Annotated in this window: 20 protein-coding genes; 6 read left to right on the top strand and 14 right to left on the bottom strand. The window is 72.3% G+C overall.

Translation table 11 applies throughout. The features are described 5' to 3' along the window. Positions 1 to 4: 4 nt before the first annotated feature. Both CK206_RS01265 and ligA read right to left on the bottom strand, forming a co-directional pair. Positions 5 to 379 (bottom strand): hypothetical protein, encoded by a 375-nt coding sequence (locus CK206_RS01265; protein WP_096905276.1) that lies wholly within the window; start codon positions 377 to 379, stop codon positions 5 to 7. Next, positions 376 to 2,574, bottom strand: a complete 2,199-nt coding sequence (ligA, locus tag CK206_RS01260) for an NAD-dependent DNA ligase LigA (protein WP_096905275.1) — start codon at positions 2,572 to 2,574, stop codon at positions 376 to 378. The genes CK206_RS01265 and ligA overlap by 4 nt, the downstream gene beginning before the upstream one ends. Before the next feature lie 59 nt (positions 2,575 to 2,633). Here ligA and CK206_RS01255 point away from each other — a divergent pair, with 59 nt between their 5' ends. Further along, positions 2,634 to 3,329 (top strand): exonuclease domain-containing protein, encoded by a 696-nt coding sequence (locus CK206_RS01255; protein WP_096905274.1) that lies wholly within the window; start codon positions 2,634 to 2,636, stop codon positions 3,327 to 3,329. A gap of 31 nt (positions 3,330 to 3,360) precedes the next feature. Here the strand turns inward: CK206_RS01255 and CK206_RS01250 are convergent, their stop codons facing one another. From CK206_RS01250 to CK206_RS01225, 6 genes are all read right to left on the bottom strand, one after another. Next, positions 3,361 to 4,434, bottom strand: coding sequence for a cobalamin-independent methionine synthase (locus CK206_RS01250; protein WP_240341310.1), 1,074 nt, complete (start codon positions 4,432 to 4,434; stop codon positions 3,361 to 3,363). 5 nt (positions 4,435 to 4,439) lie between these two features. Beyond that, positions 4,440 to 5,570, bottom strand: a complete 1,131-nt coding sequence (mnmA, locus tag CK206_RS01245) for a tRNA 2-thiouridine(34) synthase MnmA (protein WP_096905272.1) — start codon at positions 5,568 to 5,570, stop codon at positions 4,440 to 4,442. Next, positions 5,567 to 6,778, bottom strand: coding sequence for a cysteine desulfurase family protein (locus CK206_RS01240; RefSeq protein ID WP_096905271.1), 1,212 nt, complete (start codon positions 6,776 to 6,778; stop codon positions 5,567 to 5,569). The genes mnmA and CK206_RS01240 overlap by 4 nt, the downstream gene beginning before the upstream one ends. Positions 6,779 to 6,870: 92 nt before the next feature. After that, the gene (locus CK206_RS01235) at positions 6,871 to 7,821 is read right to left on the bottom strand and encodes an electron transfer flavoprotein subunit alpha/FixB family protein (RefSeq protein WP_096905270.1); all 951 of its coding nucleotides are present in this window, start codon (positions 7,819 to 7,821) and stop codon (positions 6,871 to 6,873) included. Positions 7,822 to 7,873: 52 nt separating this feature from the next. Next, on the bottom strand, positions 7,874 to 8,659 hold the full coding sequence (locus CK206_RS01230) for an electron transfer flavoprotein subunit beta/FixA family protein (RefSeq protein ID WP_067718293.1): 786 nt from the start codon (positions 8,657 to 8,659) through the stop codon (positions 7,874 to 7,876). Positions 8,660 to 8,834: 175 nt separating this feature from the next. Next, a complete protein-coding gene (locus CK206_RS01225) occupies positions 8,835 to 10,466 on the bottom strand; it encodes an AMP-binding protein (protein WP_096905269.1) in 1,632 nt (543 codons plus the stop codon). 198 nt (positions 10,467 to 10,664) lie between these two features. Between CK206_RS01225 and CK206_RS01220 the strand changes: the two genes are divergently transcribed. Continuing rightward, positions 10,665 to 12,035, top strand: a complete 1,371-nt coding sequence (locus CK206_RS01220; RefSeq protein WP_254050443.1) for a PQQ-binding-like beta-propeller repeat protein — start codon at positions 10,665 to 10,667, stop codon at positions 12,033 to 12,035. Here the strand turns inward: CK206_RS01220 and CK206_RS01215 are convergent. The 3 genes from CK206_RS01215 to CK206_RS01205 are packed head-to-tail and all read right to left on the bottom strand — an operon-like array spanning position 12,020 to position 14,842. Then, entirely contained in the window at positions 12,020 to 13,237 is a 1,218-nt protein-coding gene (locus tag CK206_RS01215; protein ID WP_096905268.1) for an SAM-dependent methyltransferase, read from the bottom strand. The two genes, CK206_RS01220 and CK206_RS01215, sit on opposite strands and share 16 nt — an antisense overlap. Positions 13,238 to 13,247: 10 nt before the next feature. Then, a complete protein-coding gene (locus CK206_RS01210) occupies positions 13,248 to 13,994 on the bottom strand; it encodes an NUDIX hydrolase (protein WP_096905267.1) in 747 nt (248 codons plus the stop codon). Beyond that, positions 13,991 to 14,842 carry an ABC transporter ATP-binding protein gene (locus tag CK206_RS01205; RefSeq protein ID WP_096905266.1) on the bottom strand — a complete coding sequence of 284 codons (852 nt, stop codon included), beginning with the start codon at positions 14,840 to 14,842 and terminating at the stop codon, positions 13,991 to 13,993. Before CK206_RS01205 ends, CK206_RS01210 begins: the two co-directional genes overlap by 4 nt. A 151-nt stretch (positions 14,843 to 14,993) precedes the next feature. Here CK206_RS01205 and CK206_RS01200 point away from each other — a divergent pair, with 151 nt between their 5' ends. Both CK206_RS01200 and glgB read left to right on the top strand, forming a co-directional pair. After that, positions 14,994 to 17,012, top strand: a complete 2,019-nt coding sequence (locus CK206_RS01200) for a maltotransferase domain-containing protein (RefSeq protein WP_096905265.1) — start codon at positions 14,994 to 14,996, stop codon at positions 17,010 to 17,012. Positions 17,013 to 17,023: 11 nt separating this feature from the next. Further along, positions 17,024 to 19,405 (top strand): 1,4-alpha-glucan branching protein GlgB, encoded by a 2,382-nt coding sequence (glgB, locus tag CK206_RS01195; RefSeq protein ID WP_254050442.1) that lies wholly within the window; start codon positions 17,024 to 17,026, stop codon positions 19,403 to 19,405. 18 nt (positions 19,406 to 19,423) lie between these two features. Here glgB and CK206_RS01190 read toward each other — a convergent pair whose 3' ends face one another. Both CK206_RS01190 and CK206_RS01185 read right to left on the bottom strand, forming a co-directional pair. Next, complete coding sequence (locus CK206_RS01190; RefSeq protein WP_096905264.1) at positions 19,424 to 20,368, bottom strand: tetratricopeptide repeat protein; 945 nt, start codon at positions 20,366 to 20,368, stop codon at positions 19,424 to 19,426. A 35-nt stretch (positions 20,369 to 20,403) separates the two neighbouring features. Further along, positions 20,404 to 21,603: an acetyl-CoA C-acetyltransferase gene (locus tag CK206_RS01185; RefSeq protein WP_096905263.1), complete on the bottom strand. Its 1,200-nt coding sequence runs from the start codon at positions 21,601 to 21,603 to the stop codon at positions 20,404 to 20,406. 76 nt (positions 21,604 to 21,679) lie between these two features. On the opposite strand from CK206_RS01185, the gene mce reads away from it, so the two are divergent. Together mce and CK206_RS01175 are read left to right on the top strand one after the other, a co-directional pair. Then, positions 21,680 to 22,150, top strand: a complete 471-nt coding sequence (mce, locus tag CK206_RS01180) for a methylmalonyl-CoA epimerase (RefSeq protein ID WP_096907211.1) — start codon at positions 21,680 to 21,682, stop codon at positions 22,148 to 22,150. Between the two features lie 34 nt (positions 22,151 to 22,184). Further along, entirely contained in the window at positions 22,185 to 23,063 is an 879-nt protein-coding gene (locus CK206_RS01175) for a hypothetical protein (protein WP_254050441.1), read from the top strand. Here CK206_RS01175 and CK206_RS20220 read toward each other — a convergent pair. Continuing rightward, positions 23,044 to 23,346, bottom strand: a complete 303-nt coding sequence (locus CK206_RS20220) for an ATP/GTP-binding protein (RefSeq protein WP_096905261.1) — start codon at positions 23,344 to 23,346, stop codon at positions 23,044 to 23,046. The genes CK206_RS01175 and CK206_RS20220 overlap by 20 nt on opposite strands. Positions 23,347 to 23,350: the final 4 nt, after the last annotated feature.

Raw genomic sequence — 23,350 nt, 5'->3', positions numbered from 1 at the left:
TCGGTCAGCGGCGGGGTCCGCGTCGCCACGGCCACACCGCGACCGCCGCGAAGAGGAACGCCGTGACCGGCAGGACCCATGCCAGGTCCGTCATGAGGACGATCTGACGGAACTGTTCGTTCGACAGGAACTGCGCGACTTCGTTACAGGAGTAGAGGCAGGAGACCGGGTTCGACATCGGGCCGACCCAGAGCCACACCAGTCCGGCGAACGCTCCGGTCGATGCCCCCGCCACGGCGGAGGCCGACACCGCGAGGATGCGCCGGCGACGCTCGCTCCGCAGACCACGGAGGGAGACACCGACCGCGAGCGCGAGACCGACGCCCGCTCCGAGGAACAACGGCCAGGGGAACTGGACGAGGGGCGTCATCGGGGTCACGGGTCGGTCTGCTCCGGTTCCGCGTCCACCTCCGGGTCCAGGTCCCCTTCCCCCGCCCCGGCCGGACCGTTGTCCATCAGGTCGACGAAGCCGGCCTCGTCCAGGATCGTCAGGCCCAACTCCTCGGCCTTGGCCGCTTTGGACCCCGGGTTGTCGCCCACCACGACGTAGTCGGTCTTCTTGGAGACCGACCCGGAGGCCTTGCCGCCGCGAGCGATGATCGCCTCCTTGATGCCGTCGCGCGTGAAGCCCTCGAGTGAGCCGGTCGCCACGATCGTCAGTCCCTCCAGCGTCCGCGGGATCGATTCGTCACGCTCGTCGGCCATCGAGACACCTGCGGCGGTCCAGCGGTCGACGATCTCGCGGTGCCAGTCGACGTCGAACCACTCGACCACCGAGGCCGCGATGGTCGACCCGACCCCGTCCGTCTCCGCCAGTTCCTCCTCGGACGCGGCGCGGATGGCCTCCATGGTCCCGAACCGGGTCGCCAGGGCGCGCGCGGCCGTGGGGCCCACGTGTCGGATCGACAGCGCGACCAGTACCCGCCAGAGCGGTCGGTCCCGGGCGGTGGCGAGGTTGGCCAGCAGCTTGCGACCGTTCTCGGTGAGCACGGTGCGTTCGGGTTCGGCCCCCGCCTCGATCTGCTTGCGGGTGGCCTTGTCGACGCGGGTGTAGAGGTCTGTCCTGAGCAGGTCGGCTTCGGTGAGATCGAACAGTCCGGCCTCGTTGACCAGCACCCCGCTGGTCAGCAGATCCGAGGCGCCCTCGTACCCGAGCGCCTCGATGTCCAGGGCGTTGCGCGAGGCCAGATAGAACAGCCGCTCCCGCAGCTGGGCGGGACACGAACGCTGGTTGGGGCAGCGCCAGTCGGCGTCGCCCTCCTTCGCCGGGGCCAGGACCGTATCGCACTCCGGACAACGTTCGGGGAAGACGAACTCGCGCTCGGTGCCGTCGCGCCGCTCGACCACCGGGCCGAGGACCTCGGGGATCACGTCACCGGCCTTGCGGATCACCACGGTGTCGCCGATCAACACGCCCTTGCGGATCACCTCGGTCTGGTTGTGGAGGGTGGCCAACGAGACCGTCGAACCGGCGACCGTGACCGGCTGCATGTGGGCGAAGGGGGTGACCCGCCCGGTGCGCCCGACGGAGACCCGGATGTCCAGGAGTTCCGTCATGACCTCCTCCGGTGGGTACTTGTAGGCGATCGCCCACCGCGGCGCGCGGGAGGTCTGACCGAGTCGCCGTTGGACCGCGCGGTCGTCGATCTTCACGACGAGACCGTCGATCTCGTGTTCGGGGTCGCTGCGGTGCTCACCCCAGAACCTCATCCGCTCGACCACCTCCTCCACCCCGGTGGCGGGCGCGGTGTGCGGTGAGACGGGCAGGCCCCACTCGGCGAGGGCGAGGTAGACGTCGTGGAGGCTCTCGAAGGTCGCGCCCTCGACCGCGCCGAGACCGTGGCAGTACATGCCGAGTCGACGTTGGGCGGTGATGGCGGGGTTCTTCTGGCGCAGTGACCCGGCCGCACTGTTGCGCGGGTTGGCGAACGGTGCCTTGCCCTCGGCCACGAGACGAGCGTTGAGCTCGGCGAAGTCCTCGAGCCGGAAGAACACCTCGCCCCGCACCTCGATGAGCGAAGGCAGCGGGCGGTCGTCCGACGGGGTGAGCGTGACCGGGATGTCGTCGATGGTCCGCGCGTTGAGGGTCACGTCCTCCCCCGTACGCCCGTCACCGCGGGTGGCGGCGCTGACCAACCTCCCGTCGCGGTAGACCAGGTCCAGGGCCACCCCGTCGATCTTGACCTCGCACAGGAACGGCAGCCGGTCCTCCGATACTCCCGCCTGCTCGACGGCGGAGGCGACCCAGTCGCGCAGCTCCTCCTCGGAGAACACGTTGTCCAGGCTGGTCATCCGCTCGAGGTGCTCGACCGGGGCGAAATCCGTCGAGAAGCCACCGCCGACCAGTTGGGTCGGCGAATCGGCGGTCCGCAGCCCCGGGTGCGTCACCTCGAGCGCCTGCAACTCCTCGAAGAGCCGGTCGAACTCGGCGTCGGAGACGATGGGCGCGTCCTTGACGTAGTAGCGGAACTGGTGATCGCGGACCGTCTCCGCGAGCTCGGTCCACTCCTGCCGCACCTCGGGCGGGATGTCCCCCGTGCCGACGGGCTGACTGTTGTCATCGGGAAGGCTCACGAGGACAGGGTAATGCCGGGCAGGGCCTCGATGTCGGAGCGCTGCCCTACGGTGAGCCCATGACAACCCACACACAGCCACCCCTCGCCATCGACCGGAACCGACTGCTCGCGTTCGACCTCGAGACCACGGGCCCGGACCCCCGGACCGCCCACGTCGTCTCCTCCGCCCTCATCGCGATAGACGGGCAGCACAAGAAGGAACGGAACTGGCTCGCCGACCCGGGCATAGAGATTCCCGAGGGGGCGACGGCGGTCCACGGCATCACCACGGCCCATGCCCGCGAGAACGGCCGCCCCCACGCCGAGGTCATCGCCGAGACGGTGGCGGCCATCCGCCGCGGATGGGGCGAGGGACGCACGCTGGTGGTGTTCAACGCTTGCTACGACCTGACGATCCTGCGCCGGTGGGACCCGTCGTTCGAGATTCTGGGACCCGTGATCGACCCGTACGTCGTGGACCGCGCGGTGGATCCCTACCGGAAAGGCAAGCGGACGCTCGAGGCCCTGTGCGGTCTACACGGGGTACGACTGGACAGCGCCCACGAGGCCGCGGCGGATGCGCTCGCCGCCGCCCGGCTGGCGTGGAAGATGCTCGGCGGACAGCCGGAGTTGTCGGGTCCGGACTGGCGGGAGGTCAATGCGCGCCAGGCGAGCTGGCACGAGACGCGCCAGCGGGACTTCGTCGCGTACCTCGAGCGGTCCGGCAAGGACTCGTCCGACGTCAACACCCTCTGGCCGATGGCAGTGCTGTAGCGCCGCGTTGTCTGTTACTCCGCGTCGTCTGTTACTCCGCCACCCGCGGGGTGGTCTCGGCCACCAGACGGGCGCCCCGGAGGGCGGCCGCGGCTCGGCCCTCACCGGTCGAGGTCTCCTCGGCGGTGGGCGTGAGGATGACGCGGTCCAGGGTGGAGTACCTGGGCGCGCTCAGTCGGTCGAGCAGAGCCAGCAGTCCCACTGCGGTGTCCTCGGCCTCCGCCACGGTGCGTGGCGGCGGGCCGCCGCCGGGTAGACCCTCCAGGTGGAGGATCCCGCCGTTACCGAGGACCGTCCCGGCTGCATCCAGCGCGGCATGCGACCGGGCTGTGTGCAGCGGCGCGGTCGCCAGGCACACCCCGTCGAGAGGCGTCTCACCCCGCGGGGGGTCGCTGACGACCTCCCAGACCGGAGGTGCCCCAGGGTCGGAGGTGACCGGGAGCCGGATCAGGACCTCTGCGGCCCCGGCGTCGCGGAGCGCAGCGGCGAACCGGCAGAGCGACAGGGCGAGTCGATCGGGCGGGACGGCCGCGATCGGGTCGAGACGGCTGGGCGAGCGGACCGTCCCGGCGGCGACATGCCAGAGCAGGGGCTCGTCCACCAGGATCCGTGCGCCTGCCCCTATCCGGCCCGCCAGCCGCACGGCTCGCGCACTCGCGCCCTCCGCCAGGGAGGCGGCCAGGTCTCGCCGGGCGCCGCGATCGCTGAGCACGGGGAATCCGCCGGGCAGTTCCACCCCGGCCGCGAGAGACCACGGGCCCACCACACGGACCTGCAGGCGGCGGGAGTCGATGGCGGGGTCCCCCTCGGGATCACGGGCCCGCTCGTCGGCCTCCTCGAGGGCGTCGGCGTCCCGGTCGAGGAAGTCGGCGGCACGACGGGCGAGGCGGCCCGGGGCGTCGGCGAGTCGCCATCCGCGTGGCGAGACGTCGACCGGCAGGTCGGCGAGCATCGCCAGCGTGCGGCCGACCTGGTCGGCCCCGGGGCCGCGATCCGGAAGCTCGGGCAGGAACGGCAGCGCGTGGCATTCCCCCATGATCACCCGCGCCGATTCCCGCGGGTCGGTGCCGGGCATGGGGCCGGCCCCGGTGCTGGACGGTCCCACCGGCGTCACTCGGTTCCCGCGGCCGGACGGGACGCGGAGATGGTGCCGCTGCCCAGAACGCGGTCGCCGTCCGGTTCGGGCCGGTACAGCACGGCGGCCTGCCCGGGGGCGACGCCGCGGATCGGCTTCTCGAGCGTGATCTCGAGCCGGGCATCCGGTCCGTCGCCGAGGCGGCGGACGTGGCCCGGGGTCGCTTCGCCGTGGGCGCGGATCTGCACCAGGCAGTCGGTCTCGTGGATGTCGTCGTCGACGAGCCAGTAGGGCGAGGACGCGGTCATGCCGGACGAGAGCAGATGGTCCGCGCCACCGACGGTGACGGTGCCACTGTCGGCGTCGATCGCGGTGACGTAGCGGGGGCGGCCGTCCGCCGCGGGTCCGCTGACCCCGAGGCCCTTGCGCTGGCCGATGGTGAACCCGTGGATGCCCTCGTGGCGGCCGAGCTCGTCGCCGGTGTCGGCGTCGACGACCGCTCCGGGACGCATGCCGATGCGCGCCCCGAGAAAGGCGCGGGTGTCGCCCGAGGGGATGAAGCAGATGTCATGGCTGTCGGGCTTGGAGGCGACGGGCAGCCCGGCGGCCTCGGCCTCGGCGCGGACCTGCGACTTGAGTGAACCCCCAAGGGGGAACATCGAGTGCGCGAGCTGCTCCGGGGTGAGCACGCCGAGGACGTACGACTGGTCCTTGGCGTCGTCCACGGCGCGTCGTAGGACCGGCCGTCGGGTGCCGTCGGGCAGTTCCTCGGACGACAACCGCGCGTAGTGGCCGGTGGCGACGGCGTCGAAGCCGAGCGCCATGCCCCGGTCGAGGAGGGCCTCGAACTTGATCCGCTCGTTGCACCGGAGGCACGGGTTGGGGGTCTCGCCTCGGGCGTAGGACGCGACGAAGTCGTCGATCACGTCGGCACGGAAGCGCTCGGCGAAATCCCACACGTAGAACGGGATGCCCAGCAGATCGGCGACCCGGCGGGCGTCCCCCGCGTCCTCCCGCGAACAGCACCCGCGCGAACCCGTTCGCAGGGTCGCCGGATCCGCGCTGAGTGCGAGGTGGACGCCCACGACGTCGTGTCCGGCGGCGACGGCTCGGGCAGCGGCAACGGCGGAGTCCACTCCCCCGCTCATGGCGGCGAGGACCCTCATGACGCGGCCACCCCGGTGCGGGCCATCCCGGTACGGGCGAGCCCGAGGCCGGCGACGCGGGCGCGTTCGGCCGCGGGCCCGATGGCCGCGACGGCGGCGTCGACGTCGTCCTCTGTGGTGGTGTGCCCCAGGCTCAGGCGCAGACTGCTGCGGGCAGCGGCCTCGTCGGCACCGAGGGCCAGCAGGACGTGACTCGGCTCTGCCACACCGGCCGTACAGGCCGAGCCCGTGGAGCATTCGATCCCCGCGGCGTCGAGCAGCAGGATGAGTGACTCGCCGGAACAACCCGGGAAGGTGAGGTTGGCGATGCCCGGCAGGCGCTCCCCGCCCCCGTTGGCGATCGCGCCGGGGACCTCGGCGAGCACACCTGCGACGAGCCGATCGCGCAACCGGCTCAGACGCCGGGACTCGGACTCCATCTCGCGGACCGCTTCCTCGAGCGCGGCGGCCATCGCGACGACCCCCGGCACGTCCACGGATCCGGACCGCAGGTCCCGCTCCTGGCCACCCCCGTACCCGATCGGCACGCAGTCGGCACCGCGGTCGAGGAGCAACGCACCGACGCCGAGCGGTCCACCGAACTTGTGCGCGGAGAGACTGAGAGAGGTCACGCCCAGGGCGGAGAAGTCGACCGGGACGTGCCCGACGGCCTGGACGGCATCGGTGTGGACGGCCGCGCCCACCGCGCGGGCCGGGCCGGCCGCCGCCGCGACATCCGTGAGGGTGCCGATCTCGTTGTTGCCGAGCATCACCGCGACGAGGGCCAGTCGCGGGCCGAGCTCGTCGGCGAGGTCGCGGACCGTTGCCGGGGTGACGGCGCCGCGGGGGTCCACGGGCAACACCCGGACGGCCTTCCGACCGCCACGGTCGGTCGCCAGGTGGGCGGCGGCGTCGAGGACGGAGTGGTGCTCGGTCGCCCCCACGGCCACCACGTCGCCCGCCGAGGCACCCACCTGCCCGAGAACGGCGAGATTGTCGGACTCCGTCCCGCCTGAGGTGAACACCACCTCGGACGGTCGACAGCCGAGGTGGTGCGCGAGGGACTCGCGGGCCTCCTCGACGCGGCGGCGGGCGCGGCGTCCGGAGCCGTGGAGCGAGGACGCGTTGCCGACCGAGGAGGACGCCTCGGCGTAGGCGTCGACGGCCGCCGCGCGCATCGGGGTGGTCGCGGCGTGGTCGAGATAGTGCACAGAGCGGGTGGTGGGCATATCGCTGGCAAGGATACGCACGAACGCGCCGGACCCCGGCACCGCAGGGGTGCCGGGGTCCGGGCGACGCTGGTGGACGCGGTGCGTCCTGCTCACTTACGAGCGTTGATGGCCTCGGTGAGCTGCGGGGCGACGTTGAACAGGTCGCCGACGATGCCGTAGTCCGCGATCTCGAAGATCGGGGCCTCCTCGTCCTTGTTGACGGCGACGATGGTCTTCGACGTCTGCATGCCGGCGCGGTGCTGGATGGCGCCCGAGATACCGAGGGCGATGTACAGCTGCGGCGACACGGTCTTGCCGGTCTGGCCGACCTGGAACTGGCCCGGGTAGTAGCCCGAGTCCACAGCGGCGCGCGACGCGCCGACGGCGGCCTTGAGCGAGTCGGCGAGCGGCTCGACGACCTTCTCGAAGTTGTCCGCGGAGCCGACGCCACGACCACCTGAGACGACGACGGTCGCCTCGGTGAGCTCGGGGCGGTCGCCGCCCACGATCGGGTTGCGCGAGATGACCTTGGCGGCGTTCTCGGGCTCGGGGACCTGCACCTCGACGACCTCGCCGGCGCCGGCGGCCGGGGCGGCCTCGACGGAGCCCGGACGCAGCGTGTAGATCGGGGTCTCGCCGGAGACGGTCGCCTCGACGGTGAAGGCGCCACCGAAGATCGAGTGGACGGCCGAACCGTCGGACTTGATCTCCACGACGTCACACAGGGTGCCGGAGCCGGTGCGGGCCGCGAGACGACCCGCGACCTCCTTGCCCTCGAACGTGGCGGCCAGGACGATCGCGGCCGCACCCTGCTCGGCGAGGCCGGCCAGGACGTCGACCTTGGGGGTGACGAGGTAGTTTTGGACCGCGTCACCCTCGGCGACGTAGATCTTCTCCGCGCCGGCCTCCTTGAGGGCATCGGTGAGCGCGGCGGCGGTGCCGGTCTCACCGAAGACGACCGCGGAGGGCTCTCCGAGGGCACGAGCGGCGGTCAGCAGCTCGAGGGACACCTTCTTGAGTTCGCCGTCGACGTGCTCGACCGCGACGAGGACTTCAGCCATGGTGGATTCTCCTTGAAAAAGACTGGGATGAGTCGGTCGGGGTGAGTTCGCGTCAGATGAGCTTCTGCGACACGAGGTACTTGGCGACGTCGTTGCCGCCTTCGCCCTCGTCGGTGACCTTCTCGCCGGCGGCGCGCGGCGGCTTGGGGCTCGCGGAGGTGACGCTGGACGCGGCGTTGTCCTTGCCCACCTGGGCGGCCTCGACGCCGGCGTCGGCCAGCGTGAGGGACTCGACCGGCTTCTTCTTGGCGGCCATGATGCCCTTGAAGGACGGGAACCGCGGCTCGTTGATCTTCTCGCCGACGGAGACGACGCACGGCAGGGTGGCCTCGACCTCGAAGATGCCCTCGTCGGTCTCACGCTCGCCCTTGGCGACGCCGTCGGCGATCTCCAGGGTGCGCATGTGCGTCAGCTGCGGGAGGCCGAGGTACTCGGCGAGGATGGCCGGGACGGCACCCATGCGGCCGTCGGTGGCCTCGTTGCCGGCGATGACCAGCTCGGTGCCCTCGATGGTGCCCAGCACGTTGGCCAGCGCCCACGAGGTCTGGACGACGTCGGAACCGTGCAGGGCCTCGTCGTTGAGGTGGACGGCCTTGTCGGCGCCCATGGATAGGGCCTTGCGGATGGCCTCGGTGGCGCGGTCCGGACCGGCGCACAGGACGGTCACCTCGCCGCCGTGGGCCTCCTTGATCTGGAGCGCCTGCTCGACGGCCTTCTCGTTGATCTCGTCCAGGACCGCGTCCGCGGCCTCGCGGTCCAGGGTGTAGTCCCCGTCCGTGAGCTTGCGCTCGGAATAGGTGTCGGGAACCTGCTTGATCAGTACGACGATGTTCGTCATGGGCCTGCGTCGACCTCCTGCGAGTCGGGGCGGGGTGCGCCCCCGTCTAGACCGGGCGCACCGGATTGTGGTCCTGCCAGACACAATAACGCGGCCGTGGCCGCGGTGACGGTGCCGGGGCGGTCGGTGGCGGGGCACGGCGCCCGGTCGGCGGCCACCGGGTGGGGCGGGTGGTTCAGTTGATGCGCTTGTCCCAGCCGGACCAGGCGGCGTCGCGCAGTTCGTTCTTGCGGACCTTTCCGGTCGACGTCCGGGGCAGGGCCTCGGTCAACTCCACCGCACCGGGCACCTTGTAGCGCGCGATCCTGGTCCGGCAGTGCTCGATCACGGCGGCCTCGTCGAGCGTGGAGCCCGGCCGGACCACGACGTAGGCCTTGGGACGCTCGCCCCACTTCTCGTCGGGCATGGACACGACCGCGCAGTCGACCACGTCGGGGTGGGACACGACCGCCTGCTCGACCTCGATGGTGGAGATGTTCTCGCCGCCGGAGACCACGACGTCCTTGGCGCGGTCCAGCAGTTGCACGTATCCGTCCGGGTGCATGACGCCCAGGTCGCCGGAGTGGAACCACCCGCCGGCGAACGCGGTGGCCGTGGCCTCGGGGTCGCCGAAGTACCCCTTCATGACCCCGTTGCCGGTCATGACGACCTCGCCCATGGTCACGCCGTCGGCGGGGACGTCGACCAGCCGGCTCTCCCCCGGTGAGGTGCGCTCGACCACACGCACGGTGTCGGCGTGGATCATGGCGACGCCCTGGCGCGACTTGAGCCCGGCCCGCTCGTCCGGATCCAGGTCGGCCCATCCGGGCTGCGGGGTGCACACCGTGAACGGGCCGTAGGTCTCGGTCAGTCCGTACACCTGGGTGACGTCGATGCCGAGGTCCTCGAAGCGGCGCAGGATGGTCGGCGAGGGCGGCGCCCCGGCGGTGACCATGCGGATCCCGTCGATCGGCCGGGCGGCCGGGTCGTCGGCGATGGTGGACAACACGGCTGGTGCACCGGCCAGGCGGTTGACCCCCTCGTCGTCGAACAGTCTCCAGATCTCGTCCCCGCGGACGGCGCGCAGACACACGTGGGTCCCCCTCGCACCGGTCAGCGCCCAGGTCGTGCACCACCCGTTGCAGTGGAACATGGGCAGCGTCCAGAGGTACTTCGAGTCGGCGTCCAGGCCCTGGGTGACGATCTCGCCGAGGGAGTTGAGGTAGGCGCCCCGGTGCGTGTACATGACGCCCTTGGGTCGGCCGGTGGTGCCGGAGGTGTAGTTGACCGCGATGACGGAGTCCTCGTCGGCGACCGTCCACGAGACCGGCTGCGGGGAGGCGGACGCGAGGGCGTCCTCCATGGCCTCGGCGCGCGGGCCGAAGCGGGCCGGGTCGGGTTGCGTGCCGTCGGCGTCCGGGGCGACCAGGACGAGACGCAGCGCGTCGGGGACCTCGTCGCCCAGCCCCGCGAGGAGTTCCGCGTCGGCGATGAGGACGGCGATCCCGGCGTGCTCCACGATGTAGGCGATCTCGGCCGGGGCGAGGCGGGTGTTGAGGGCGACCACGGCGCCGCCCGCGAGGGGGACGCCGAACTGCGCGAGCAGCGCCTCGGCCGAGTTCGGCGCCAGGACGCCCACCCGGTCACCGCGCGCCACGCCGCGCATCTTCAGCAGGGAGGCCAGCCGGGTGGCCCGGTCGGCGAACTCGGCGTAGGTCTGACGGCGCGGGCCGTCGACGACCGCGGTGGCGTCGGGTGAGACGCGCGCGGCCTTCTCGAGGAAGCTCAGCGGGGTGATCGCGGTGTCGAGTCCGGAGTTCGCTGTCATCGGGGTGTGGCCGCCTTCCGTGGGCACGGGTGATGCCCGTCACGGTAGCCGCGGAGTGCACTCCGAGATCCGTGATTCCCCCGCCCCGCACCCCTGCCCGTCGGTCCCCGCGTCCGCCACGTCGGAGCGCCGGTCGGGTGGGCGGCGGGCGGCGGACTACTCTCTCGTGTGACTGTCTCGACTCGACGGGGGGGACCTGTGGCACCGGCACCGACACCGGCACTGACACCGCGCACCGCGCGGGCCTTGGTCGCCGTCGCGCTGGCGGCGGGGGTGGCCGCCGGCTGCGCCTCGGATACGGAGAGCGGCGGCGCCCGCCTGGGCCAGGCCGCGAGCTGGTCCTCGCTCGCGGGTGGCCCGCCGAACTCCGGTCGCGCACACTCCGGGGTCTCGGACGCCCCCGGACTGCTGTGGTCACGCGCCCTCGGTGCGCCCGCGGTCGGCGTGGCCTCCTCGGACGGCATCGGCACGTCGTTCCAGGCCACGATCTCCGAGCGCGGGTGCAACCTCTTCGCACTGACCGCCGACGACGGCCGCAAGCGGTGGTGTCTGCGCCTGCCGACCGACGGGCCGCGGATCACCGCGACAGTCGACGGGCGCGGTTCGCTGTTCGTGCCCCTCTACGGCGGGGTCGGCGCCCTGACGGCCGAGGGCGAGAACCGATGGACCGCCGCGACCCGGGGCGTGCCCACGACCGTGACGTTGCTGGACGGACGCCACCTGCTGCTCGTGTCGCACCTGGGGGCGGCACGGGTGATCAACGCCCACACCGGTCTGGACGTCACGCCCGAACTGCGGATCGCCGGCGACATCTCCACGGACGACCCGGCGTACGGGCTCCCGTGGTGCGCGACCGGCGCGCGGGGTTGCCCGGTCCCCGCCCCCGCGGCCGTGGACACGGACACGGCCACCGCCTACCTCACCGCGTGGACGCCGGGCGCCGACGATCCGGAGTTGGTGGCGGTGCGACTGGTCGCCGGTGAAGTCACTGCCCTCGACGTGCTGTGGCGTGCACCCCTGCCCGACGGGCGCCTGGGGACGCCGGTGGTGCTGTCGAACGACCGGGACGAGGTCTACGTCCACGCGGCCGACGGCGATCTCGCCGCGTACTCGACGTCCGACGGCACGGCACTGTGGACCGCCCCCGTCGGGTACCGGCCGGACACGCCGCCCGCCCTGTTGCCCGACGGCACCGTGGTCAGCGGCGGTCGCACGACGACCGTGTGGAGGGGACCCGACGACGACCACGACGACGACGCGGGCCCGGCGCCGGTGGTGGCCGTTCGCGGGCAGGACGGAACCGGCCGGGTGGTCTGGCGCCGGGACGACCTGCGCCAGCTCACCAACCCCGCCGCGACGCCGGACGGGCGGGTGCTGGTGGCCGTGCGCTCGGGCGGATCCGACGACGAGCCCGGCATCGCGGTCCACCTGCTCGACGGCGCCGACGGCGCCACCCTCCACCGGATCGAGGTGCCCGCCGCGACGGGCCCGGTCTCGGGACTCAGCGTCGACGCGGACGGCCGGATCGCGCTGACGACCGCGGTGGGCGCCCTCTACGTGTTCGAGTGAGCGGTGCGCGGCCCGCACACGAACACCACGGCGGAGCTGCCGATCCGGGTCACCACCAGCGCGAGTGGCCGTGACCCGCTGAGCGAGAGCGAGCGTCGCAGCACGTCCGGGTCGGTGTCGACGCCGCGGACGAGGATCTCCAACGACCCGCACTCTCGCCGGCGCAGCACGCGGCGCAGCTGCTTGCGGTCGAGCCTGCACTTCTCGAGCACCTCGAACCCGGTGTAGCCGTCCGGGACCCGTGGCCCGGTCAGATGGGCGATCCTCGGGTCGAGCTGGCGGAGCCCGTGGCGGCGGGCCCAGTGCCGTACGAGTCCGGCGCGGACGACCGCCCCGTCGGGGTCCACGATGAACCGCTCGGCCTCCTCGTGGGCGTCCACCTCGTCGTCGTCGCCGTCGGTCACCTCCTCCACGTGGACCGCGACCCCGTCCGCGACGAGGCGCGGTGGTCCCCACGGTCCGGCCGCGTCGGCGGCGGTGGTGCGGACCACGGTCGCACGGCGGCGCACACCCGCGGACAGGCCCGGCGACCACAGGCACGCCTCCCGCACCGAGCCGTCGAGGGACACCAGTTCGACCTCCCCGCAGTGGTCGAGCACCGAGGTGTCGAGGCCCGGGGCGCACTTGATGACGTGATCGCGGTCGGCGGCGACGGCGAGCAGGTCGGGCAGCGGCGGGCTGAGCCGCGCCGGGTCGTGGACCCGACGGCCCCTGGACCGGCGGGCGGGGTCCGCCACCAGGACGGCGTCGCGGCTGGGCGGGGCGAGCGCGTCGGCCACGCACACGAGTGCTCCGGGGACGTTGTGGGCCGCCATCCGCGCGCGGACCGGATCCAGATCCGAGCCGATCACCCGGTCGGCCGTCCGGACGAGTTCGGTGAGCTCGGCGCCGACGGAACAGGTGACGTCGTGGACGTCCCGTCCTGCCAGGCGCCCGGCCCGCAGGGCCGCGACGGGCCACGCGGTGGCCTGCTGGACGGCCTCGTCGGTGAGCAGCATCGCCCCGGCACCCCGGATTCGACCCCTCGCGCGCGCCCGGGCGGTGACGACGTCGATCGCCGCCGCCGCATGCACGGGATCCGCGCGCCGGACGGCCGCTGTCGAGGCCACGAGGTCCGCGCGGGACCACGCCAGGCCGGCGACGAGGTCGAGCAGGTCGCGTCCGGCGGCGGTGCGCAGGAACTCCAGGTCCTCGGGGGTCACCGACGCAACGTTAGTTCCCGCCCGGAGCGATGGCCCGCGGGGTGGCCAGGACCTCGTCGACATCGGCGGCGGCGGCCAGATCGGACAGCACGTCGAGGGTCGGGCGCAGCATGCCGAGCCGGCCGAGGGTCCCCGCCTGCGCGGCGTCGTCGGCGCGGATCCACTCGGTCGCGCGCGCCTCGGTCGTGCCGCCGTCCGGCTCGACGCCGTGGGGCAGGGCCGCCACGAAGAACAAGGTGTCGTACCGGCGCGGGGGTCCGACCGGGGTGGTCCACCGGTCCCACGGGCGCAGCAGGTGCGCGGACAGCACCAGCCCGTGCGCGGCGAGCAGCGAATCCAGGTCGCCCTCCCCCGCGTCGAGTGCGCGCCGCTCGTCGGGGCCCGGCGGGTCGGCCGGTGCGGCGGCTCCCGGCCCGGTCGCCGGCTCGGCGAGCAGCACCCCGGTCTCCTCGAACAGTTCCCGCGCCACCCCGCGGACGGCCGCGGCGGCGCGGTCCGCCTCGATCCCGAACCGCCCGGCCCACCACTCCGGCTCGGGCCCGCGCCAGGGGCGGGTGCCGTGGTAGTCCCGCGGTTCGACGCCTCCGCCGGGGAACACCGACATCCCGGCGGCGAACTGCATGGTCGCCACCCGGTGCTGCAGGAAGACCTCCACTCCCCCGCCGACCCGCGCGTCGCGGACCAGGGCGACCGTAGCGGCCTCGCGGACCGGCACGGACTCCGGCGCGAACGCCGCGGGAGCCTCACGTGCCGTCATGCCCGTGGTGTCCGCCGGTGCCGGCCCGAGCGGCGCGCCCGGCGCGCGAAGTAGCGTCCGTCGATCGCGTCCACGACGATCGACTGGGAGAAGGCCCTGCTGAGATTGTCGGAGGTGATCACCTCGTCGATCAGCCCCATCGCGGTGACCTCGCCCTCCGCCAGGAGCATGGCGTGGGTGAACCCCGGGGGGATCTCCTCCACGTGGTGGGTGACCAGGACCGTGGCGGGGGCGTCCGGATCCATCGCCATGTCCCCGAGGCGGGCGACCAGGTCCTCCCGGCCGCCCAGGTCCAGCCCCGCCCCCGGCTCGTCGAGGAGCAGCAGTTCGGGATCGGTCATCATGGCGCGGGCGATGAGCACGCGCTTGCGCTCCCCCTCGGAGAGGGTGCCCCAGGTTCGCTCGGCCAGGTGCTCCGCCCCGATCGACTCGAGGGTGTCCGCGGCGCGCTCGAAATCCTCCGGGTCGTACTTCTCCCGCCAGCGGCCCAGCACGGCGTATCCGGCGGAGATGACCAGATCCTGCACCACCTCGTCGCCGGGGATGCGACCGGCCACCGCGACCGACGACAGGCCGACACGGCTGCGCAGCTCGGTCACCTCCGTCCGGCCCAGCTGCTCCCCGAGGATGACGGCCGTCCCCGTGCTCGGGTACTCCAGGGCCGAGGCGATCCGCAGCAACGAGGTCTTGCCCGCGCCGTTGGGGCCGAGCACCACCCACCTCTCGTCCAGTTCCACCTGCCAGGACAGGGGCCCCACGAGGGACGTGCCGTCCCGCCGGAGCGAGACGTCGCGGAGGTCGAGGACGAGGTCGGGGTCGATGTCGATCAGGGTGCTCACGACGCCCATCTAACCGGTAATCGGGAGGACGGGTGGCGAAGAACACGGCCGTGCAGGTGAACGCCGACTCGGGCACCCCTGAAGGATCGGCCCGACTTCGCTAGCGTCGTGGAGGTGACGCCGCCCACCGCGGCGCCCACCCGCCGAGAGGAGCACCGACGTGAACGACCGTCTGGCCATCGATGAGGTCCGCCCCCTCGTCTCCTGCGGGAGGTTCCCGTCCAAGTCCGTGGTCGGGGAGATCCTGCCCGTCTCCGCGATCGTCTGGCGCGAGGGCCACGACGCCCTGTCCGCCAGCCTGGTCGTCCGCCGACCCGGCGGCGCGTCCTCCCGCACCACGATGGTGCCCGGCACCGAGCCGGACACCGTCCACGCGCTGCTGCCCACGGATGTGGCGGGGATGTGGTCGTTCCGGGTGGAGGCGTGGTCCGACCCGTTCGCCACGTGGCGCAGCGGCATCGTCAAGAAGATGGCCGCGGGCCTGGACTCGGGCGAGCTGGGCAACGAGTTCGAGGTGGGCGCCCGCGTGCTCGACACCGCGATCGCCCGGGCGACGGTCGCCGGCGCCGCCGCCCGGGTCGACCTGCTGACCGGGGCCGCCGCCGCGCTGCGCGGCCCGGGCGACGCGGCCACCCGGACCGCCCCGGCGCTGTCGGACGAGGTCGCGGCCGCGCTGGCCGACGATCCCGTGCGCGAACTGGTGACCGTCGGTCAGACCCACCGCGTGTGGGTGGACCGTCGCGAGGCGCAGTTCAGCTCCTGGTACGAGTTCTTCCCCCGCTCCACCGGCGGGTGGGACGACGAGGGCCGTCCCGTCCACGGGACGTTCACCACCTCGCGCTCCTACGTCGATCACGCGGCCGACCTCGGGTTCGACGTCGTGTACCTGCCGCCGATCCACCCCATCGGCGAAATCAACCGCAAGGGCCGCAACAACACCCTGACCCCCGGGCCCGACGACGTCGGGTCACCGTGGGCCATCGGCTCCGCCGAGGGCGGACACGACGCGGTCCACCCCGACCTCGGCACCGTCGACGACTTCCGGGACCTGGTGACCTACGCCGGGGAGCGCGGCGTCGAGGTCGCACTGGACCTGGCCCTGCAGTGCGCGCCCGACCACCCGTGGGCCGCCGAACACCCCGAGTGGTTCACAGTGCTGCCCGACGGGCACATCGCCTACGCCGAGAACCCGCCCAAGAAGTACCAGGACATCTACCCGGTCAACTTCGACACCGACCCCGAGGGCATCTACGCCGAGGTGCTGCGTGTCGTCCGGCTGTGGACGTCCCTCGGGGTACGGATCTTCCGGGTGGACAACCCGCACACCAAGCCGGCCGACTTCTGGAACCGCCTCATCAGCGAGGTGAAGCGGACCGAGCCGGACGTGCTGTTCCTGGCGGAGGCCTTCACCCGGCCGGCCCGGCTGTTCGGACTGGCCAAGCGCGGGTTCTCGCAGTCCTACACCTACTTCACGTGGAAGACCACGAAGGCCGAGTTGGTGGAGTTCTGCGAGCAGCTGCTGGCCCACGTCGACGAAGCCCGCCCCAACATGTTCACCAACACCCCGGACATCCTCCACGAGTCGCTCCAACGTGGCGGCCCGGCGATGTTCGCGATCCGGGCGGTGCTCGCCGCGACGCTCTCGCCCGCGTGGGGCGTGTACTCCGGCTACGAGCTCTACGAATGGCAGCCCGTCGCCGACGGCAGCGAGGAGTACCTCGACTCGGAGAAGTACGAGCTGCGGCCCCGTGACTTCGCCGCCGCGGAGGCCGCCGGGCAGTCGCTCGCCCCGTGGCTGCGCACCCTCAACCGGGTCCGCCGCGAGCACCCCGCCCTGCAGCAGCTGCGCACCCTGACGTTCCACGACGTGGACAACGACCAGATCATCGCCTACTCCAAGGTCGACCCGGCCACCGGAGACTGCGTTCTCACGGTGGTCTCCCTGGACTCCCTCGGCGTCCAGGAGGGCACCCTCCACCTCGACATGGCGGCCCTGGGGTACGACGCCGACGCCCGGTTCAGCGTCCGCGACGAGGTGACGGGCTCCGAGTTCCACTGGGGGTCGAGCAACTACGTCCGGCTCGAGCCGTGGACCGCCGTCGCACACATCATCGCGATCCCGCCCTGCGACGAAGCACGTAGGGTCGAACTGTCCTACCGCACGCACACCGTGGATTGAGGCGAACGGCCATGGCACAGCACAAGAAGAAGGACCGCTCCACCGACCGGCTCCAGCCGGAGCAGACCTCGTCGTCGTCGCCCTCGTCGTCGTCGCCGCCGTCTTCATCACCGCCGTCACCGCCGTCACCGACACCGCCCGCGCCGGCCACGGCGCCCGTCGCGTCCCCCGGGCCCGTCACTCCCACGGAACCGACGCCGATCCCGCACGACGTCCTCGGCCGGCTCCGGTCCGGTACCCACCACGACCCGCACTCCGTCTACGGCGCGCACCGCGACGGCGACGGCTCGGTCGTCCGCACCGTCCAGCCGGGCGCGGTGGAGGTGGAGATCGTGTTCGACGACCGCACCGTCCCCATGACCCCGGTCGGCGACGGACTGTTCCACGCGGCGGTGCCCGAGACGGAGGTGCCCGACTACCGTTTCCGGGTCCGCTACCCCGACGGCCACACGCGCACCGTCGCGGACGGCTACCGCTTCCTCCCGACGCTGGGCGAGGTCGACCTGCACCTCATCGGCGAAGGGCGCCACGAACGACTGTGGGATGTCCTCGGCGCCCACGTGCGCACCTACGAGACCGCGGGCGGACCGGTCACCGGCACGTCATTCGCCGTGTGGGCGCCCAACGCCCGCGGGATGAGCGTCGTCGGCGACTTCTGCGGATGGAATCCCACCGCGCTGCCCATGCGCTCGATCGGGTCCTCCGGGGTGTGGGAGTTGTTCGTCCCCGACGTCGCCGACGGCGCCGTCTACAAGTACTGCGTCCGCGGGGCCGACGGCCGGACCATCGACCACGCCGACCCCATGGCGGTGGCCACCGAGGTGCCGCCCTCGACCGGGTCGAAGGTGTTCACCTCCGGCTACGAGTGGAACGACGACGAGTGGATCGCCGCCCGCGCGACCCGCGACCACTCGCACTCCCCGATGACCGTCCTCGAGGTCCACGTCGGCTCCTGGCGGCCCGGCCTCGACTACCGCGAGTTCGCGCACGAACTCGCCGACCACATCATCGAGACCGGGTTCACCCACGTGGAGTTGATGCCGGTCGCCGAGCACCCCTTCGGCGGCTCGTGGGGCTACCAGGTCTCGTCGTACTTCGCCCCGACCAGCCGGTTCGGCACCCCGGACGACCTGCGCTACGTCATCGATCACCTCCACTCCCGCGGTATTGGAGTCCTGGTGGACTGGGTACCCGCCCACTTCCCCAAGGACGAGTGGTCGCTCGGCCGGTTCGACGGCACCCCGCTCTACGAGCACGCCGACCCCCGACGCGGCGAACAGCCCGACTGGGGCACCTACGTCTTCGACTTCGGCCGCCACGAGGTGCGCAACTTCCTCGTCGCCAACGCCCTGTACTGGGCCGAGGAGTTCCACATCGACGGACTGCGGGTGGACGCCGTGGCCTCGATGCTCTACCTCGACTACTCCCGCGAGGCCGGCGAGTGGACCCCCAACATCCACGGTGGACGGGAGAACCTCGAGGCCATCTCGTTCCTCCAGGAGGTCAACGCCACCCTGGCCCGGGAGCACCCCGGTTTCCTCACCGTGGCCGAGGAATCCACGTCCTGGGGCGGCGTCACCTCGCCCACCTACACGGGCGGCCTCGGGTTCTCCATGAAGTGGAACATGGGCTGGATGAACGACACCCTGCGCTACGTGGGGCTCGACCCGATCTACCGTGGCTTCCACCACGGCGAGATCACATTCTCGATGATGTACGCCTGGAGCGAGCGGTTCGTCCTCCCCCTGAGCCACGACGAGGTGGTCCACGGCAAGGGATCGATGTGGGAGCGTATGCCCGGCACCTCGTGGGACCGTGCGGCCAGCATCCGCAGCCTGTACGCCTACATGTGGGCGCACCCCGGCAAGAAGCTGCTCTTCCAGGGCCTCGAGTTCGGGCAGACCACCGAGTGGGACGCCGACAAGGGTGTCGCCTGGGAGAATCTCGAGGGCTGGGAGGGCGAGTATCACCGTGGCATCCTCGCCTGCGTGCGGGACCTCAACGCCCGCTACGCCGACAATCCCGGCCTGTGGTCGCTCGACGACGACCCCTCCGGCTTCTCGTGGATCGACGCCAACGACGCCGCCCACAACACGCTGTCCTTCCTGCGGACCGACCACGCCGGCAACACCGTCGCGTGCGTGGTCAACTTCTCCGGCGCCGCACTCGGCGATTACCGCATCGGGCTCCCCGAGGACGGGTACTGGGAGGAGATCCTCAACACCGACGCCTCGGCCTACGAGGGCTCGGGCGCGGGCAACCTCGGCGGTGTCCACGCCGAGCCGGCACCCCACCACGGACGGCCCTATTCCGCGGCGATCACGGTCGGCCCCCGCGCCACCGTGTGGTTCCGACACACGGCACCGACGACGACGGAGATCGCGGGAGCCTGACCGGCCGGGAGCCGAGCGTCAGTAGAGCGCGCTCGCGAGGTCCCGGCGCGCGGCCAGCACGCGTGCATCGTCCACCGGCAGCGCCTCGAGGAGCTCGAGCAGGCGCGCACGCAACGTGGCCCGCTCGTCACCACCGTGGACACGGATCGCGTTCACCAGCGTCGCGAACGCGGCCTCGTACTCGCCGCCCACCAGGGCGGCGTCGGCGGCCCGCAGGGCGTCGGGGACGGCCCCCTCGCCCGTGTCGGCCGCCTCCACCGAGCGGCGAGAGGCCTGGACGTAGCGCAGCGCCTCCACCAGGGAGTGCTCTCCCGGGCGGGAGTCCACGAGCGCCGTGAAGCGCTCCTCCGCGGCCGCCAGGTCGCCCTCGGCGAGCGCGTCCTCGGCGGCATCCCGCTCGGGGTCGGTGGGCTCCTCCGGCTCCACGTCGTCGGTGTCCGGTGCGGGCCCACCCAACTTGCCCTCGGTCGCCCGGAGCACGGCCGCGAGCCACTGACGTAGGGCCTCCTCCGGCTGCTCACCCTCGAAGTCGGCGAGCGGGCGGCCCGCCGCCACCGCGTACACGGTCGGCACCGCCCGGGCCTGCAGCGCCTGCGCGATGCCCGGGGAGACGTCGACGTCGACGGTCGCATGGACCCACTGACCGCCGGCCTCCATCGCCAGTGCGTCCAGCAGGCTGGTCAGCGCGGTCGGCGCCCGCTGGGACACCAGCTCGAGGATCACGGGAACCTGGGCGGACCGGGCCAGGACCTCCTGCTCGAAGGAGGCCTCGTCCACCTCCACCAGGACCGCCGGACCGGAGCCCGGCGGCGGGCCGCCCTGCCCCGGGGCGCGACCGGTCTCGGTCGCGCCCCGGCGGGTCTCGGCCCGCTTCTTCAGACCGGACAGGTCGACGGCGCCTGCGAGCGACGCCGCGAGCTTCTGTTCGGCGGCGGACGGGGGTCGGTTACCTGGTCTCGTCACGGCTCCGATCCTGCCACGACGGGCGCGCGGGGGTGTCAGCCGGCCGCGGGCACCCGGATGATCAGGGCGTCACCCTGGCCGCCGCCGCCGCACAGGGCAGCCGCTCCGAGCCCGCCGCCGCGGCGTGCGAGCTCGAGGGCCAGGGTCAGCACCACGCGGTTGCCGGACACCCCGATCGGGTGACCGATCGAGATGGCGCCGCCGTTCACGTTCACCTTGTCGGGGGTCAGGTCGAGCATGCGGGTCGAGTGCAGTCCGACGGAGGCGAAGGCCTCGTTGAACTCGAACAGGTCGATGTCGGAGACGTCGACTCCCGCCCGCTCGCACGCGTTCAGCACCGCGTCGGCGGGCTGGTGCTGGAGGGTCGAGTCGGGGCCCGCGACGGTGCCGTAGCCGACGATCTCGGCGAGCACGGGCCAGCCCTCGGCCTCGGCACGGGCCGCGGACGTGATGATGGTCGCCGAGGCGCCGTCCGAGATCTGCGACGACGAACCGGCGGTGATGGTCCCGTCCTTCGAGAAGGCCGGACGGAGCTTGCTCATCGACTCGGGGGTCGAGTCGGCGCGCACGCCCTCGTCGGTGTCCACGACGGTGTCGCCCTTGCGGCCCTTGACCGTCACCGGCACGATCTCGTCGGCGAACCGCCCCTCCTTCGCCGCCGCGGCCGCGCGCTGGTGGGAGGTCGCCGCGAACTCGTCCTGGTGCTCACGGGTAATCTCCAGCTCGACGTTGCGCGCCTCGGTGAGCGCACCCATGGGCTGGTCGGTCGGAACGTCGTGCAGGCCGTCGTACGCCATGTGATCGAGGACCTCGATCGACCCGTACTTATACCCGGCGCGGCTCTTGGGCAGCAGGTGCGGAGCCTGGGACATCGACTCCTGGCCGCCGGCAACGATGACCTCGGAGTACCCGGACCGGATCGCCTGGTCCGCCAGCGCGATCGCGGTCATACCGGACAGGCACATCTTGTTGATGCTCAGCGCGTCGACGCGCTTGGGCAGCCCGGCGGCGAGCGAGGCCTGACGCGCGGGCATCTGGCCGTTGCCGGCCGAGAGCACCTGTCCCATGATCACCTGATCGACGGCCTCCGGGGAGACGCCGCCCCGCTCGAGGGCCGCACTGATCGCGATGCCGCCGAGCTCCGGGGCGGACAGCGAGGACAGGCCGCCCTGCAGGCGGCCGAACGGGGTGCGGGCGCCGGAGACGATGACGGTACGGGTGGGGTCGGCGGTCATGAGACACCTTCCGATGGAGGGGATGAGACTGTGGTCACCAAACTACCGCGAGCACCGACCGACTAACGTGATGGGCATGACGACTACCCCAGCCGGCCAACCCCTCCTGCCCTCCGAACTCGTCGTGGCGATCGACCACGTCGGGGTCGCCGTGCCCGATTTCGACGCCGCCGTCGACTGGTATCGCGAGAACCTGGGGATGGAGAACCTCCATGAGGAGGTGAACGAGGAGCAGGGCGTGCGCGAGGCCATGCTCGGCTCCCCCGGTCGCCCGGAAGGCGGCGCCCTGCTGCAGATCCTCGCACCGCTGGACGAGTCCTCCACCATCGCCAAGTTCATCGACCGCAACGGCCCCGGCATCCAGCAGATGGCCGTCCGCGTGACCGACATCGACGCGATCACCGCCCATCTCACGGGCCGGGGCGTCAGGGTCCTCTACCCGGCACCCAAGAGGGGCACCGCGGACTCGCGGATCAACTTCGTCCACCCCAAGGACGCGGGCGGCGTGCTCCTTGAGCTCGTCGAGCCGGCCGACGGGCAGCACTAGTCGCTCGCCCGGCTCCCGCCGCTAGGGTGGGGACATGTCGAGCATGCACACGTCACCCACCACCGCGGAGTCCTTCGCGGTGGTGCGCAGGGGATTTGACCGTGAGCAGGTGATGGGCGCCCTCACCCGACTCGAGTCCGAGACGGGGGTCCTGCGCGCTGACCGGGATGCCGCCGTCGCCCGGGCCGAGCGGGCCGCGGCGGACGCAGACCGGGAACGAGCACGGGTGGCACACCTCGAGGCCAGGGTCGCCGAACTCGGTCGGGCTCCCGTGACCAGCGGTCAGATGTCGGACAGGTTGTCGACGATGCTCTCGCTGGCCACCGCCGAAGCGGAGTCCATCCGTGACTCCGCGCACGCCACGGCCGACCGGATTCGCGCGGAGGCCGAGGAGGACGCGTGGCGGCTACGGGAGACCGCGGGCGCCGAATTGGCCGCGGTCCGCAGGAGTGCCGAGGCGGTCCGCACCGAGCACTCGTCCGTCCTCGATGCGGCACGCGCCCGCGCCCGGGAGATCATCCTCGCCGCGGAACGAGAGGCCCGGCGACTGGACGACGAGGCGGCGCGCCGGCGGCACGAGATCGATGAGGACCACCGACTGGCCTCGGATCTGCGCCGGAGCGAGGAGCTGCGCGCGGCAACGCAACGCCATGACGCCTCGCTGGCGGCCGCGGAGTCCACGCGTCGCGAGGCCGAGGAGGAGGCCCGTCGGCTCGTCGACGACGCCCGCCGCCGGGCGGAGCGTCTGGTCTCCCGTGCACGACGGCATGTGGACGACCTGCGCGTGCTCCGCGAGCGTGTGCTGGACGAGCTCGGCGCCATCCGGGCGACACTCGAACCCATCCCCGGGGCGCGCGACGACGGGGAGTACGACCTGCCGGAGGAACCGAACCTCAACTCCAGCGACGGGTGAGCCCCCTCCGGCCACGACCGGACCAGCACCCCGTGTGCCAGTGGCGACGTTCCTCGTCTCCACCGGGACGGTCCGGCCACGCCACGATGTGCGCGGTCCCGGACATCACCACGTGATCGCAACCGGGGCACCGGTAGTCCTTGCCCGCTCTGGCCCCGGGGATCCGCCGTACGTGGTACGAATCGGGGTCACCGGCCGGCCCGGGTTCGAGCGCCGAGCCCCCGAGTCCGTGCCGCGGCGGTAGCGGCCGGTCGGCGTCGCCGCGTCGGTGTCGCCTGGGCATCCCG

This window comes from Dietzia sp. WMMA184, from assembly GCF_002441635.1.
Taxonomy (GTDB): Bacteria; Actinomycetota; Actinomycetes; order Mycobacteriales; family Mycobacteriaceae; genus Dietzia; species Dietzia kunjamensis.
This window is presented reverse-complemented; position numbering and strand designations above follow the sequence as displayed.